The organism is Enterobacter cloacae complex sp. HYC003_NIDB (assembly GCF_056673375.1).
Genome location: NZ_CP114220.1, coordinates 388,223 through 402,484, shown reverse-complemented (window position 1 = coordinate 402,484; position 14,262 = coordinate 388,223). Strand labels below are relative to the sequence as shown.

General features: G+C 55.8%; 14 protein-coding genes. 5 read left to right on the top strand and 9 right to left on the bottom strand.

What is annotated here, in order from left to right; genetic code table 11:
- Positions 1 to 9: 9 nt before the first annotated feature.
- The 3 genes from pabA to ppiA form a co-directional block, all read right to left on the bottom strand.
- Positions 10 to 573: an aminodeoxychorismate synthase component 2 gene (pabA, locus tag O1722_RS01800; protein WP_033488050.1), complete on the bottom strand. Its 564-nt coding sequence runs from the start codon at positions 571 to 573 to the stop codon at positions 10 to 12.
- A gap of 30 nt (positions 574 to 603) precedes the next feature.
- Complete coding sequence (locus O1722_RS01795; protein WP_033488051.1) at positions 604 to 1,188, bottom strand: putative adenosine monophosphate-protein transferase Fic; 585 nt, start codon at positions 1,186 to 1,188, stop codon at positions 604 to 606.
- A 105-nt stretch (positions 1,189 to 1,293) separates the two neighbouring features.
- Entirely contained in the window at positions 1,294 to 1,866 is a 573-nt protein-coding gene (ppiA, locus tag O1722_RS01790; RefSeq protein WP_000920483.1) for a peptidylprolyl isomerase A, read from the bottom strand.
- Positions 1,867 to 2,144: 278 nt separating this feature from the next.
- On the opposite strand from ppiA, the gene tsgA reads away from it, so the two are divergent.
- From tsgA to O1722_RS01765, 5 genes are all read left to right on the top strand, one after another.
- Entirely contained in the window at positions 2,145 to 3,329 is a 1,185-nt protein-coding gene (tsgA, locus tag O1722_RS01785; RefSeq protein WP_058686516.1) for an MFS transporter TsgA, read from the top strand.
- Between the two features lie 260 nt (positions 3,330 to 3,589).
- A complete protein-coding gene (gene nirB, locus O1722_RS01780; protein ID WP_032104008.1) occupies positions 3,590 to 6,133 on the top strand; it encodes a nitrite reductase large subunit NirB in 2,544 nt (847 codons plus the stop codon).
- Entirely contained in the window at positions 6,130 to 6,456 is a 327-nt protein-coding gene (gene nirD / locus O1722_RS01775; RefSeq protein WP_015571429.1) for a nitrite reductase small subunit NirD, read from the top strand. The genes nirB and nirD overlap by 4 nt, the downstream gene beginning before the upstream one ends.
- Positions 6,457 to 6,590: 134 nt before the next feature.
- Entirely contained in the window at positions 6,591 to 7,964 is a 1,374-nt protein-coding gene (gene cysG / locus O1722_RS01770; protein ID WP_033488053.1) for a siroheme synthase CysG, read from the top strand.
- Positions 7,965 to 8,106: 142 nt separating this feature from the next.
- Positions 8,107 to 8,277, top strand: a complete 171-nt coding sequence (locus tag O1722_RS01765) for a YhfL family protein (RefSeq protein WP_008503029.1) — start codon at positions 8,107 to 8,109, stop codon at positions 8,275 to 8,277.
- A 137-nt stretch (positions 8,278 to 8,414) separates the two neighbouring features.
- Here the strand turns inward: O1722_RS01765 and trpS are convergent, their stop codons facing one another.
- The 6 genes from trpS to aroB all read right to left on the bottom strand — a co-directional run bounded on the left by trpS (position 8,415) and on the right by aroB (position 14,218).
- Entirely contained in the window at positions 8,415 to 9,419 is a 1,005-nt protein-coding gene (gene trpS / locus O1722_RS01760; protein ID WP_015571430.1) for a tryptophan--tRNA ligase, read from the bottom strand.
- Positions 9,412 to 10,173, bottom strand: coding sequence for a phosphoglycolate phosphatase (gene gph, locus O1722_RS01755; RefSeq protein WP_017384158.1), 762 nt, complete (start codon positions 10,171 to 10,173; stop codon positions 9,412 to 9,414). The genes trpS and gph overlap by 8 nt, the downstream gene beginning before the upstream one ends.
- Complete coding sequence (rpe, locus tag O1722_RS01750; RefSeq protein ID WP_003861634.1) at positions 10,166 to 10,843, bottom strand: ribulose-phosphate 3-epimerase; 678 nt, start codon at positions 10,841 to 10,843, stop codon at positions 10,166 to 10,168. Before rpe ends, gph begins: the two co-directional genes overlap by 8 nt.
- Positions 10,844 to 10,882: 39 nt before the next feature.
- The gene (dam, locus tag O1722_RS01745) at positions 10,883 to 11,695 is read right to left on the bottom strand and encodes an adenine-specific DNA-methyltransferase (RefSeq protein WP_033488054.1); all 813 of its coding nucleotides are present in this window, start codon (positions 11,693 to 11,695) and stop codon (positions 10,883 to 10,885) included.
- A 67-nt stretch (positions 11,696 to 11,762) separates the two neighbouring features.
- Positions 11,763 to 13,037 carry a cell division protein DamX gene (damX, locus tag O1722_RS01740; RefSeq protein WP_033488055.1) on the bottom strand — a complete coding sequence of 425 codons (1,275 nt, stop codon included), beginning with the start codon at positions 13,035 to 13,037 and terminating at the stop codon, positions 11,763 to 11,765.
- 92 nt (positions 13,038 to 13,129) lie between these two features.
- Complete coding sequence (aroB, locus tag O1722_RS01735) at positions 13,130 to 14,218, bottom strand: 3-dehydroquinate synthase (RefSeq protein WP_033488056.1); 1,089 nt, start codon at positions 14,216 to 14,218, stop codon at positions 13,130 to 13,132.
- Between the last annotated feature and the right edge of the window lie 44 nt (positions 14,219 to 14,262).

Sequence of the window (14,262 nt, the reverse complement as noted above, 5' to 3'; positions counted from 1 at the left end):
AACAGATATTCAGCGATTAAGGAAATTGGCCAGCAGCGCGTGCCCCTGTTCGCTGAGAATGCTTTCCGGGTGGAACTGCACGCCTTCCAGATCGTACTCACGGTGACGAATGCCCATGATCTCCTGCGTCTCGCTCCAGGCGGTGACCTCAAAGCAGGCCGGCAGGGTCGGCGGATCAATGATCAGAGAATGGTAGCGCGTCACGGTTAACGGATTGTTTAGCCCCAGAAATACGCCGGTACCGGTGTGCGTGACCGGAGAGGTTTTGCCGTGCATGACTTTCGCGGCACGGACAATGGAGGCGCCAAAGACCTGCGCAATGGCCTGATGACCCAGGCAGACGCCCAGAATCGGCAGTTTGCCCGCATAATGGCGGATCGCCTCCAGCGAGATACCGGACTCCGAAGGGGTACACGGCCCCGGCGAAATCACGATTTTCTGGGGTGCCAGCGCGTCAATGTCAGCCAGCGCGATCTCATCGTTACGGCGGACAACCACCTCTGCCCCCAGCTCACAAAAATACTGGTAAAGGTTCCAGGTAAAGGAATCGTAGTTATCAATCAGCAGAATCATGGCGGCTCCTGAAAAAATGGCCGCCCTATTTTACGCAGATTCCCGCGCTTCGCTCACAACTTTGGCAAAGATGGCGTTCAGGGCTGTCAAATCCCCCATTGCCCCGCTCTGATTGGCGGCTGCCCAGTCGTTCGGGTCGATCCCCTGCCAGTTCAGCACATAGCCCGCATGAATAGCCAGTTGTTCAAAGAAGATCCGCTGGGCCACGCCATTACCGCTCATAAACGGATGTAGCATGTTGATTTCACAGTAGTAATGACTGATTCTGTCTGTAAGCTCTTCTTTCTGAAGGCCCACCAGATATTTATCACTTTCCAGCGAAGCCATCAGCTCATTACCCACTTTCTCGATGTACTCGAAATGGCAAAAAGGAATGTCGCCCTTAGAAATATCGGCGGTGCGCAGCTCGCCCGCGCCTTTCATTTCGTTGCGGAATAAATGGCGGTGAATAAGACACAGATGGGGTAAACCCGGTGCGGAAGGCCCCAGTTCCAGCGTCTCGATATCGGGTTCAGCGGGACCCTTACCTTTTTCAAGGAGGCAGCTGGCCTGAAAATTGACCTTACGTTGTTGCTCCCAGAGACGGGATTTTTGCTTGTCGGTGAGTTTTTTCACTACGCCTCCCTGAATAGTCCGTTTGCCACAAGTATAAGCAGCAAAACGCGCTTTCGCAGGGAGGGTGGAAAGACACGGGCAAGATGTGCCCGTGTGGGGGAACGATTACGGTAGCACTTTCGCGGAGAGAATGACGACTGGCTTAGACGGCACATTCTGGTATGGACCGACATCGTGAGTCTGAACCTGAGAGATCTTATCCGCAACGTCCATGCCTTTCACCACTTTGCCAAACACCGCGTAGCCAAAGTCGCGCTGACCGTGGTCCAGGAAGGCGTTATCAGCCACGTTGAGGAAGAACTGGCTGGTGGCGCTGTCTTTGTCCGCCGTACGCGCCATGGAGATGGTGCCGCGCTTGTTCAGCAGGCCGTTGTCTGCTTCATTTTTGATGGGCGGGTTGGGCTGTTTCTGCTGCATCTGCTCGTTAAAACCGCCACCCTGAATCATAAAGCCCGGGATCACGCGGTGGAACGTGGTGTTGTTATAAAAACCACTGTTCACGTAGTCGAGGAAGTTTTTCACCGAAACAGGGGCTTTCTGGCTATCCAGCTCCAGCTCAATATTCCCCGCAGAGGTAGTCAGCAGGACGTGGGGGTCTCCTTTGGCTGCCAGCGCAGCAGGGGAAACGGCAGAAAGAGCAAACACAGCTGCGACAGCCGCCAGTGTTGATTTGAGCATGAGAATTCCTTAACAAAGCGCAGTATAAAAAGCGAATGGCTTGATTCTAAAGAGCAGTATGAACCCAGACCAGTCTTTTACCTAATTTTACCAAATTGAAACAATTATTACCGCGCAAACGATTGTTCACCCCACAACGTAATGTGATCTGCATCACGTTAAAACCTGCAATTGTGCTCAAAATTTTCTGAAAAGATTTAATTAGATCACTTTCGCGACTAAAATCTGCCCGCTCAAACGCAGTCATTGCGTTTTTCTTTACTTTTAACAGGCCAGACATGACTAACAGCAATCGCATCAAGCTCACATGGATCAGCTTCTTCTCTTACGCCCTGACCGGCGCGTTGGTGATCGTCACCGGGATGGTGATGGGAAATATCGCAGACTACTTCCAGCTGCCCGTTTCCAGCATGAGTAACACCTTCACCTTCCTGAACGCGGGGATCCTGATCTCTATTTTCCTTAATGCCTGGCTGATGGAAATCGTGCCGCTGAAAACGCAGCTGCGTTTCGGCTTCGTGCTGATGGTTGCCGCCGTGGCGGGCCTGATGCTGAGCCACAGCATCGCCCTCTTCTCTGCCGCCATGTTCGTGCTGGGCCTGGTGAGCGGGATCACCATGTCGATCGGTACGTTCCTGGTTACGCACATGTATGAAGGCCGCCAGCGCGGCGCGCGTCTGCTGTTCACCGACTCCTTCTTCAGCATGGCCGGGATGATTTTCCCGATGGTCGCCGCGTATCTTCTGGCGCGCAGCATTGAGTGGTACTGGGTGTACGCCTGCATTGGTCTGGTTTATGTCGCGATCTTTGTTCTCACCTTCGGCTGCGAGTTCCCGGTGCTGGGCAAAAAAGCGCAGACTACGTCCGAGCCGGTTGCGAAAGAAAAATGGGGTATCGGCGTACTGTTCCTCTCCATCGCCGCGCTGTGTTACATCCTCGGCCAGCTGGGCTTTATCTCCTGGGTTCCTGAATACGCGAAAGGTCTGGGCATGAGCCTGAACGATGCGGGTAAACTGGTGAGCGATTTCTGGATGTCTTACATGTTCGGCATGTGGGCGTTTAGCTTTATCCTGCGCTTCTTCGACCTGCAACGGATCCTGACCGTTCTGGCGGGTCTGGCAACCGTGCTGATGTATCTGTTCATCAACGGTTCCCCCGAGCATATGCCGTGGTTCATCCTGACCCTGGGCTTCTTCTCCAGCGCGATTTATACCTCGATCATCACCCTTGGTTCTCTTCAGACCAAAGTGGCCTCACCGAAGCTGGTGAACTTCGTGCTGACCTGCGGCACCATCGGCACCATGCTGACCTTCGTGGTCACGGGCCCGATTGTTGCGCACAGCGGCCCGCTGGCGGCGCTGCATACCGCTAACGGTCTGTACGCCGTGGTGTTCATCATGTGCTTCGTGCTGGGCTTTGTGACCCGTCACCGTCAACACAACCCGGCAACAGCTACCCACTAATCGCCATAACCCCTTTGCGTACTGCAAAGGGGTTTTCCCCTACTTACCCGCCCTGCCCGCCGATGGGTAAAAAACCCCACTACATTTGTGCAAAAAATAAGCAAGCACAAAAATCAAACAATATCCGTCACTTATAAAAATCCTGACAAATCATAGATATACCCACTAAGGGGTAGGTGAAGGCGTATTTGATTTGCATCAATAAGTGCCCCTGCTGAATCGTTAAGGTAGGCAGTAATAGAAAAGAAATCGAGGCAAAAATGAGCAAAGTCAGACTCGCTATCATCGGTAACGGCATGGTCGGCCACCGCTTTATTGAGGATCTTCTCGATAAAGCCGATGCTGAGCAGTTCGATATTACCGTGTTCTGTGAAGAACCCCGCAAGGCGTACGACCGTGTGCACTTGTCTTCCTACTTCTCTCACCATACCGCCGAAGAGCTCTCTCTGGTGCGTGAAGGGTTCTACGAGAAACATGGCGTAAAAGTGCTGGTGGGCGAACGCGCTATCACCATCAACCGTCAGGAGAAAGTGATCCACTCCAGCGCCGGACGTACGGTTTTTTACGATAAGCTGATCATGGCGACGGGCTCGTATCCGTGGATCCCGCCTATTAAAGGGTCGGAAACCCAGGATTGCTTCGTTTACCGTACCATTGAAGACCTCAACGCCATTGAATCCTGCGCACGTCGAAGCAAACGCGGCGCGGTTGTCGGCGGTGGTCTGCTGGGTCTGGAAGCGGCAGGCGCACTGAAAAACCTCGGCGTTGAAACCCACGTCATCGAATTTGCCCCGATGCTGATGGCGGAACAACTGGACCATATGGGTGGCGACCAGCTACGCCGTAAAATCGAAAGCATGGGCGTGAAGGTTCACACCAGCAAGAACACCAAAGAGATCGTGCAGGAAGGCACCGAAGCGCGTAAAACCATGCGCTTTGCCGACGGCAGCGAGCTGGAAGTGGATTTCATCGTCTTCTCCACCGGTATTCGCCCGCGCGACAAGCTGGCCACCCAGTGCGGTCTGGCCGTTGCGCAACGCGGCGGGATCATGATCAACGATACCTGCCAGACCTCGGATCCGGATATCTACGCCATCGGCGAATGCGCCAGCTGGAATAACCGCGTATACGGTCTGGTTGCACCAGGGTACAAAATGGCGCAGGTCGCCGTTGACCATATCCTCGGCAGCGAAAACGCCTTCACCGGCGCAGACATGAGCGCCAAGCTGAAACTGCTGGGCGTGGACGTGGGCGGTATTGGTGATGCGCATGGCCGCACCCCGAACTCCCGCAGCTATGTTTATCTGGACGAAAGCAAAGAAGTCTACAAACGTCTCATCGTCAGCCCGGACAACAAAACCCTGCTCGGGGCGGTGCTGGTGGGTGATACCAGCGACTTCGGTAACCTGCTCCAGCTGGTGCTGAACGCCATTGAGCTGCCGGAGAACCCGGACGCGCTAATCCTCCCGGCGCACGCCTCCAGCGGTAAGCCGTCCATCGGCGTGGATAAACTGCCGGACAGCGCGCAGATTTGCTCCTGCTTCGACGTGACCAAAGGCATGCTGATCTCCGCCATTAACAAAGGCTGCCACACCGTTGCGGCGCTGAAGGCGGAAACCAAAGCCGGGACCGGCTGCGGCGGCTGTATTCCTCTGGTCACTCAGGTGCTGAACGCCGAGCTGGCAAAACAGGGCATTGAAGTGAACAACAACCTGTGCGAGCACTTCGCTTACTCTCGCCAGGAGCTGTATCACTTAATCCGCGTGGAAGGCATTAAGTCCTTCGACGAACTGCTGGAGAAACACGGCCAGGGCTATGGCTGTGAAGTATGTAAGCCTACCGTCGGTTCCCTGCTGGCGTCCTGCTGGAACGAATATGTGCTCAAACCAGAACACACTCCGCTTCAGGACACCAACGATAACTTCCTGGCCAATATTCAGAAAGACGGGACTTACTCGGTGATCCCGCGTTCTGCCGGAGGGGAGATTACCCCGGAAGGGCTGGTCGCCGTGGGCCGTATCGCCCGTGAGTTTAACCTGTACACCAAAATCACCGGCTCCCAGCGTATCGGCCTGTTCGGTGCGCAGAAAGATGACCTGCCGGAAATCTGGCGTCAGCTGATTGAAGCGGGCTTTGAAACCGGTCACGCGTACGCCAAGGCGCTGCGCATGGCGAAAACCTGCGTGGGCAGCACCTGGTGCCGCTACGGCGTGGGCGACAGCGTGGGCTTCGGCGTAGAGCTGGAAAATCGCTACAAAGGCATCCGTACGCCGCACAAAATGAAGTTCGGCGTGTCAGGATGTACCCGTGAATGTGCGGAAGCCCAGGGGAAAGACGTGGGTATCATCGCCACCGAGAAAGGCTGGAACCTGTACGTGTGCGGTAACGGCGGGATGAAACCTCGCCACGCGGATCTGCTGGCCGCCGATCTCGATCGCGATACGCTGATCAAATACCTCGACCGCTTCATGATGTTCTACATTCGTACCGCCGATAAGCTGACCCGTACCGCGTCCTGGCTGGATAATCTCGAAGGCGGCATCGACTACCTGAAGTCGGTCATTATCGACGACAAGCTGGGTCTGAATGAACAGCTGGAATCCGAGATGACTCGCCTGCGCGAGGCGGTGATCTGCGAGTGGACCGAAACCGTGAACACGCCAGCGGCGCAGACGCGCTTCAAACACTTTATCAACAGCACCCAGCGCGACCCGAACGTGCAGGTGGTGCCGGAGCGCGAACAGCACCGTCCAGCGACCCCGTATGAACGTATTCCGGTGATGCTGGTGGAGGAAAACGCATGAGCCAGTGGGTAAACATCTGCAACATTAACGACATTCTGCCAGCAACCGGCGTCTGTGCCCTGCTGGGCAACGAGCAGGTGGCGATTTTCCGCCCTCGCCACGATGAACAGGTCTATGCCATCAGCAATATCGACCCGTTCTTCGAGGCCAGCGTGCTCTCCCGCGGTCTGATTGCGGAGCACCAGGGCGAGCTGTGGGTTGCCAGCCCGCTGAAAAAGCAGCGCTTCCGCTTAACCGACGGACTCTGCATGGAAGATGAAAGCTTCTCGGTCAAACACTACGACGTCCGCGTGAAGGACGGCGAGGTGCAGCTGAAAGCGTAACCCCTCGCCTTTTCAATAGGAAAGGCTTATGACCCCTTATGGGTAACGGCAGGAAAAACCGTATGTTCTGTACGATTCCTGCTGTTATCCTGACGTCAATTCTTCCCCCGCCATGAATGCTGTGAGGTAACGTCGTGGATCACCTGCCGATTTTTTGTCAATTACGCAACCGCGACTGCCTGCTCGTGGGCGGCGGCGATGTGGCTGAACGCAAGGCACGCCTGCTGTTAGAGGCGGGTGCCCGGCTGACCGTCAACGCCCTCACCTTTGCCCCACAGTTTGACGTCTGGGCGCAGGAAGGGATGCTCACCCAGGTGCAGGGCGAATTTGATGAATCCCTTCTGGATACCTGCTGGCTGACCATCGCCGCAACGGATAACGATGACGTTAACCAGCGCGTCAGCGACGCCTGCGAAGCGCGCCGCATCTTCTGTAACGTTGTGGATGCGCCGAAAGAGGCGAGCTTTATCATGCCGTCGATTATTGACCGTTCACCGCTGATGATTGCGGTGTCGTCCGGCGGGCGCTCGCCCGTTCTTGCCCGTCTGCTGCGGGAAAAACTGGAAGCCGTGCTGCCGCAGCATCTTGGTCAGATTGCCCACTACGCCGGGGAGCTGCGTTCCCGCGTGAAGCAAACCTTCGCAACCGTGGGCGAACGCCGTCGCTTCTGGGAGAAGTTCTTTGTCAACGACAGGCTGGCGCAGTCCCTTGCCAATCAGGACACCAAAGCCGTTGAAGAGACGACCGAACAGCTCCTGAGCGAGCCGCTGGACCATCGCGGTGAAGTGGTGCTGGTGGGCGCAGGTCCCGGCGATGCGGGCCTGCTGACGCTGAAGGGTCTCCAGCAGATCCAGCAGGCGGACATCGTGGTGTATGACCGTCTGGTCTCTGATGACATCATGAATCTGGTGCGCCGGGATGCTGACCGCGTGTTCGTAGGCAAACGGGCAGGTTATCACTGCGTGCCGCAGGAGGAGATCAATCAGATCCTGCTGCGGGAAGCGCAAAAAGGAAAGCGCGTGGTGCGCCTGAAGGGTGGCGATCCGTTTATCTTTGGTCGTGGCGGCGAAGAGCTGGAAACCCTGTGCAACGCGGGTATTCCGTTCTCCGTGGTGCCGGGCATTACGGCGGCGTCCGGCTGTTCTGCCTATTCCGGCATTCCGTTAACCCATCGCGACTATGCCCAGAGCGTGCGCCTGGTGACGGGCCACCTGAAAACCGGCAGCGAACTGGACTGGCATAATCTGGCCGCTGAAAAGCAGACGCTGGTGTTCTATATGGGGCTAAATCAGGCAGCCACGATCCAGGCGAAACTGCTGGAGCACGGCATGGAAGCAGATATGCCGGTCGCGCTGGTGGAAAACGGCACCGCCATTACGCAGCGCGTGGTCGATGGCGTGCTGACGCAGCTGGGCGAGCTGGCGCAGCAGGTTGAAAGCCCGGCGCTGATCGTGGTGGGTCGCGTGGTAGCCCTGCGCGAAAAACTGAACTGGTTCTCCAGCCACTAACGCATAATCTCTCCCGGGAGTAGTCTTTAAGCGGACTACTCCCTTCTTACCTCAGTCGATAACATACCGCCCGCATAATGGAACTTTTCCATTTATTCCCTCGTGTTACATCCAATTTTCGATTTATTGACAAGGAATGCGTATGTTCAAACTGGCAAAAGCTGCCGTTCTGGTCGGCCTGTTATCAACTCTGACGGCCTGCACCGGTCACGTTCAAAATACTAAAAATAATTGCAGCTACGATTACCTGCTTCACCCGGCGATCTCCATTTCGAAGATCATCGGCGGTTGCGGCCCGGCGGCACAGCAGTAAGCGTTTTTCAGGCGTAAAAAAACCGGGGATGTCCCGGTTTTTTTGTTTCGTCAGTTTTGTCGGGTGGCGGCTCCGCCTTACCCGACCTGCACGGTCCCGTAGGCCGGGTAAGCGTAAGCGCCACCCGACAAAGCGGCTTAAGGTTTCGCCACAAACCCAATCGCGTCGTACACCGCTTTCAGAGTTTCGGAGGCGCGCGCGCTGGCTTTTTCCGCGCCCTCTTTCATCACTTTTTGCAGGAAAGCTTCGTCGTTACGGTAACGGTGATAGCGCTCCTGCAACTCGGTCAGCATGCCGGAAACGGCGTCTGCCACTTCGCCTTTCAGGTGGCCGTACATCTTGCCTTCAAAGTGTTTTTCCAGCTCAGGGATGCTCTGTCCGGTCACACCGGAGAGAATGTCCAGCAGGTTAGACACGCCCGCTTTGTTCTGCACGTCGTAGCGCACCACTGGCGGCTCGTCGGAGTCGGTCACCGCACGCTTGAGCTTTTTCACCACCGATTTCGGATCTTCCAGCAGGCCGATAACGTTGTTGCGGTTATCGTCAGACTTGGACATCTTTTTGGTCGGCTCCAGCAGCGACATCACGCGCGCACCGGATTTCGGAATAAACGGCTCAGGCACTTTGAACACGTCACCGTAAAGCGCATTGAAGCGCTGGGCAATATCGCGGCTCAGCTCCAGGTGCTGCTTCTGGTCTTCACCCACCGGCACCTGGTTGGTCTGGTACAGCAGAATGTCGGCCGCCATCAGCACCGGATAGTCAAACAGACCGGCGTTGATGTTTTCAGAGTAGCGGGCAGACTTATCCTTGAACTGGGTCATGCGGCTCAGCTCGCCGAAATAGGTGTAGCAGTTCAGCGCCCAGCCCAGCTGCGCGTGCTCTGGCACGTGAGACTGAACGAAAATGGTGCTCTTCTCTGGATCGATACCGCACGCCAGGTACAGCGCCAGCGTATCAAGTGTTGCTTTGCGCAGCTTCTCGGGATCCTGACGCGCGGTGATAGCATGCAAATCCACGATGCAGTAAATGCAGTGGTAGTCATCCTGCATGCTCACCCACTGACGTAACGCACCCATGTAGTTACCAATGGTCAGTTCACCTGAAGGCTGTGCGCCACTAAAAACGATGGGCTTAGTCATTATTCAATTCCTGATGTTCACTGTGCGAGAGCCCGAGTGCGGGCAACAAATCTTTGAAGTGGTCGAACACAACGTCCGGCTCACTCAGCGTAATGGCTTCACCGTAGTTGTAGCCGTAGGTCAACCCAACCGACGGGCAACCTGCCGCTCTGGCAGCCAGAATATCATTGCGGGAATCCCCGACAAAGAGCAGCTCCGCAGGCGCTAAGGATAATTTTCCTGCCACCAGCAATAGCGGTTCCGGATGCGGCTTTTTATTCTGCACGTCATCGCCGCCCACAATTACGGAGAAGTATTTCGCGATATCCAGCGCTTCCAGCAGAGGCGCAACGAACGGTGTCGGCTTGTTAGTCACCAGTCCCAGCGGGATGCCTTTGGCATGTAGCGCGCTCAGCGTTTCAGCGACATCCGGGAACAGGAAGCTGCCCTCTTCGACGGTCTCTTCGTAGAAACGGTCGAACAGTTTGCGCAGAATACGCTGCTGCTCATCCTGGGGAATATCCGCGTGGTCAACACTCGGTTTACCTTGCGCGGAACGCTGAGAGGCACGCTCCTGACGAGCCCAGGTCAGCGCGCGCTCCATCAGCACGTCTGCACCGTTACCAATCCACGTCACCACGCGCTCTTCGCCTGCAACGGGGAGTTCAAGGGCATATAGCGCCTGATCGACGGCGCGGGTTAATCCTGGCGCGCTGTCGACCAGCGTGCCGTCGAGGTCAAATGCTACACCCCGAATAGCCTGCAATTTATCCATGACTTACCTTCGCCAGTTCACGGCGCATTTCATCAATGACTTTTTTGTAATCCGGTTGATCGAAGATGGCGGAGCCTGCGACGAACATATCCGCTCCTGCCGCCGCAATCTCACCGATGTTATTGACCTTAACGCCGCCGTCCACTTCCAGACGAATATCATAGCCAGACTCATCAATACGGCGGCGCACTTCACGCAGTTTGTCGAGGGTCTGAGGGATAAATGACTGACCACCAAAGCCTGGGTTGACGGACATCAGCAGGATCACGTCCAGCTTGTCCATCACGTAGTCGAGATAGCTCAGCGGGGTCGCCGGGTTAAAGACCAGTCCCGCCTTACAGCCGTTCTCTTTGATCAGCTGTAGCGTGCGGTCAACGTGTTCGGAGGCTTCCGGGTGGAAAGTGATGATGCTGGCACCCGCCGCGGCGAAATCAGGCACGATGCGGTCAACCGGTTTCACCATCAGATGCACGTCAATGGGCGCGGTGATCCCGTAGTTACGCAGTGCTTTAAGCACCATCGGACCGATGGTCAGGTTGGGAACGTAGTGGTTATCCATAACGTCGAAATGGACGACATCCGCGCCAGCCGCGAGAGCTTTGGCAGTGTCTTCACCCAGGCGGGCAAAATCGGCCGACAGAATTGAGGGGGCAATCAAAAACTGTTTCATCCGCATCTCCTTGAAATGTGTTTACCGGCGGGCAAAGGCTCAGGGTCGATAAAGCGCCAGAAGTTCGTCCACCTTTTTACGTGTGCCGCCGTTGCTGCTAATGCTACGCCGCACTTTTACCTGAAAATGCTTCGCGGCTTTGTACCATTCGCGCGTATCAGGCGTGTCGTGATTCGAAATTAACACCGGAATTCTTTTGCTGACCAGCTTTTCCGCCATCTCAGCCAGACGAGCCTGCTCGGCCGGGCTGAAGCTATTAGTGTGGTAGGCGGTGAAATTTGCCGTGGCAGACAGCGGCGCGTAAGGCGGGTCGCAGTAGACCACCGAGTTTACGCCAGCCAGCTCCATGCACTCCTCATAGGAGAGACAGTGGAATTCTGCATTCTGCGCTTTTTCAGCAAAGTGGTACAACTCATCCTGCGGGAAGTAAGGGCGCTTGTAGCGACCAAACGGCACGTTAAATTCACCACGCAGATTATACCGGCACAGGCCGTTGTAGCCATGGCGGTTGAGGTAGAGGAACAACAGTGCGCGACGGAACGGATCCTGGCTTTGATTAAACTCAGCGCGGAACTGATAGTAGACGTCCGGGTTGTTGTTCTCTGGCGTAAACAGCTTCCGCGCCTCTTCCACATACTCATCGGTACGCAGTTTGACGATGTTATAGAGGCTGATAAGGTCGCTGTTGATATCCGCCAGGATATAACGAGAAAAATCGGTATTCAGGAACACCGATCCAGCACCCACGAAGGGCTCGATAAGACACTCGCCTTTCGGCAGGTGCTTTTTAATATCGTCGAGCAGGGGGTATTTCCCCCCTGCCCATTTCAGAAAAGCGCGATTTTTTTTCATGCTGACTAACTGATTACACCTTCTCCGGCTGTGGAGAAAGCTCCGACAGCATCCTGCGCTTTAAACATTACTTCAGATCGGCCTGCACCTGATGAATCGGCTTCGCCCACGGGTTTTTCGCCTGCACGTCGGCTGGCAGCGTGGAAACGGCACGTTTTGCTTCATCTTTGGAAGCATAAATACCACTCACCAGCACATACCACGGTTGACCGTTACGGGTCGTCTGATAAACCACGTAGTTTTTCAGATTCGATTTCTTCGCCCAGGCGTTGAGGTTGTCATAGTTAGACGAACTGCTCAGCTGAAGGGTGTAGTTGCTGGAAGAGGCCGACTGCAAAGAACCCACGTTGCCCGTCGTTTTACCTGATGCAGCGCCCGTTTTGGCTGCGGGAGCCGCAGGTGTTGTTGCAGCAGGCGCGGTTGTGGTCGCCGTTGCTTTCGGTGCAGTGGTTGCCGCAGGCGTTGGCGCTTTAACCGGCTGAGTCGCCGCAGGTTTTGTCTGCGCTGGCGCTTTTGCCACGGTTTGCGGTTTCGTCTCACGCTTCGGCTCAATCACAGCCTGCTTACGCTCCTGGCGTGGCGCAGTCTGCGTCTGGCGCGGTTTGGTTTCCGTTGTCGCCGTTTGCTGCTGGGCATTGCTGCCATGAACTGGCGCAACGGTGGCTGGTTCAGTTGGCAGCGTGGAGTTCACCACGGCAGCGTTAACCTGCTCCTGATTCTGCGGCTGCATCAGCGCGTTATTCAGATCGCCCTGAACTTCAACACGCTGCTGGCCTTCAGGCGTCGCAGGCGCCTGGCCCTGAGTCGGGGTCGCAGAGACAGGCGGCAGAGAGATATCCTGGCCAGCGCTGGTGTTACCTGCGGTCTGCTCTGCGGAAGTGGTGCCCGGCGCAGGCTGAGCGCCATTCGCCTGGTTGCTCGCATCGTTACCAGACAGGTCGATGCTCTTCTCGGCAGACGCCGTCTGCTCGGTAGAATTGGTAGAAGGTGCTTTTAGCGCGGACCCAATGCCGACAATCAGCAAGACCAGCACCAGAACGCCAAGGCCCATCATGATGTACTGACGGGAGGCCGGTTTTGCCGCTACCGCTTTTTTACGTTTGCGCGGACGACGTTCAACAGGCTGTTCATCCATTAACTCTTCTTCGGATTCATACTCCTCGTCTTCTCGCTCATTTCGCGCGTTACGGCTACGCGAAGGGCGACGATCGTCTGCATCCAGTTCGACATCGTCAAAATTGATCTGCGGCTCGTTATCACGTTCTGAAGATTGACGAGAACGACCAGTACGACGATCGCTGGGATCGGGTTTCAGCTCGTCTTCTGGTTTGAATTCATCCATTTAACACCCCACTCAAAGGCTTCTGCCAACGACTCTGCATTTACCTGAAGCTAAAACGACCACCTGTTACAGCGGTCTGACCTTTCTAGTTGTTACGCCTGCTGACAATCAGCAATAGCGCCAAGTACGACTTCGCGCGGCACTCCGCCGCGCACTTCACTTTTCCCTATTGCAAGCGGGAGTACCAGACGCATCTCACCTGCCAATACTTTTTTATCGCGCATCATGTGGGGAAGGTACGCCTGCGCAGACATTTCCTGCGGACCACTCACCGGCAAGCCAGCACGTTTAAGCAACGCGATGATACGTGCTGTCTCTTCCGGCCTGAACTGCCCCAGACGTTCAGAGGCTCGCGCCGCCATAACCATTCCGGCAGCGACAGCTTCACCGTGAAGCCAGTTACCGTAGCCCATTTCGGCTTCGATCGCATGACCAAACGTATGCCCCAGATTCAGTAAAGCACGTAAGCCGGTTTCACGCTCATCTGCGGCAACGACTTCTGCTTTCAGCTCACAACAACGGCGAATACAGTAGGCCATTGCCTGCCCGTCAAGGCGCAGCAGCGCATCCATATTCTCTTCCAGCCAGGTGAAGAATTCCCCGTCAAGAATAATGCCGTATTTGATCACTTCTGCAAGGCCGGACGCCAGTTCGCGCGCTGGCAAGGTTTTCAGACAGTCGAGATCCACTACCACCGAGGCAGGCTGGTAGAACGCGCCAATCATGTTTTTGCCGAGCGGATGGTTAACCGCCGTTTTACCGCCCACAGAAGAATCGACCTGTGAGAGCAACGTGGTTGGAATTTGAATAAAGCGCACGCCGCGCTGATAGCTGGCGGCTGCAAAACCGGTCAGATCGCCCACAACGCCGCCGCCCAGGGCAAGCAGTGTTGTATCACGACCATGCGGTTTTTGCAGAAGTGCGGTAAAGACGGTATCCAGTACCGTCAGGCTTTTGTACTGCTCGCCATCGGGCAGAATCACACTGTCGACCTTCACGCCCGCCTGCTCAAGCAGGTGACGTACACGGTCGAGATAAAGCGGAGCCAGCGTCTCGTTGGTGACCAGCATCGCCTGATCACCCGCTTTCAGTGGTAAGAAGGAAGCTGGGTCGTTAAACAAACCAGCCGCGATGGTGATAGGGTAACTACGTTCCCCGAGAGTAACTGTAATCCTCTCCATGACGCGACATCCACCTTAAATGCTTTTACCCGCAGGCGAGTGTA

Bases quoted from the DNA above. Each gene is read 5' to 3' on its own strand.
- pabA (WP_033488050.1), bottom strand. From the start codon at position 573: ATGATTCTGCTGATTGATAACTACGATTCCTTTACCTGGAACCTTTAC.
- ppiA (WP_000920483.1), bottom strand. From the start codon at position 1,866: ATGCTCAAATCAACACTGGCGGCTGTCGCAGCTGTGTTTGCTCTTTCT.
- tsgA (WP_058686516.1), top strand. From the start codon at position 2,145: ATGACTAACAGCAATCGCATCAAGCTCACATGGATCAGCTTCTTCTCT.
- nirB (WP_032104008.1), top strand. From the start codon at position 3,590: ATGAGCAAAGTCAGACTCGCTATCATCGGTAACGGCATGGTCGGCCAC.
- nirD (WP_015571429.1), top strand. From the start codon at position 6,130: ATGAGCCAGTGGGTAAACATCTGCAACATTAACGACATTCTGCCAGCA.
- O1722_RS01765 (WP_008503029.1), top strand. From the start codon at position 8,107: ATGTTCAAACTGGCAAAAGCTGCCGTTCTGGTCGGCCTGTTATCAACT.
- trpS (WP_015571430.1), bottom strand. From the start codon at position 9,419: ATGACTAAGCCCATCGTTTTTAGTGGCGCACAGCCTTCAGGTGAACTG.
- gph (WP_017384158.1), bottom strand. From the start codon at position 10,173: ATGGATAAATTGCAGGCTATTCGGGGTGTAGCATTTGACCTCGACGGC.
- rpe (WP_003861634.1), bottom strand. From the start codon at position 10,843: ATGAAACAGTTTTTGATTGCCCCCTCAATTCTGTCGGCCGATTTTGCC.
- dam (WP_033488054.1), bottom strand. From the start codon at position 11,695: ATGAAAAAAAATCGCGCTTTTCTGAAATGGGCAGGGGGGAAATACCCC.
- damX (WP_033488055.1), bottom strand. From the start codon at position 13,037: ATGGATGAATTCAAACCAGAAGACGAGCTGAAACCCGATCCCAGCGAT.
- aroB (WP_033488056.1), bottom strand. From the start codon at position 14,218: ATGGAGAGGATTACAGTTACTCTCGGGGAACGTAGTTACCCTATCACC.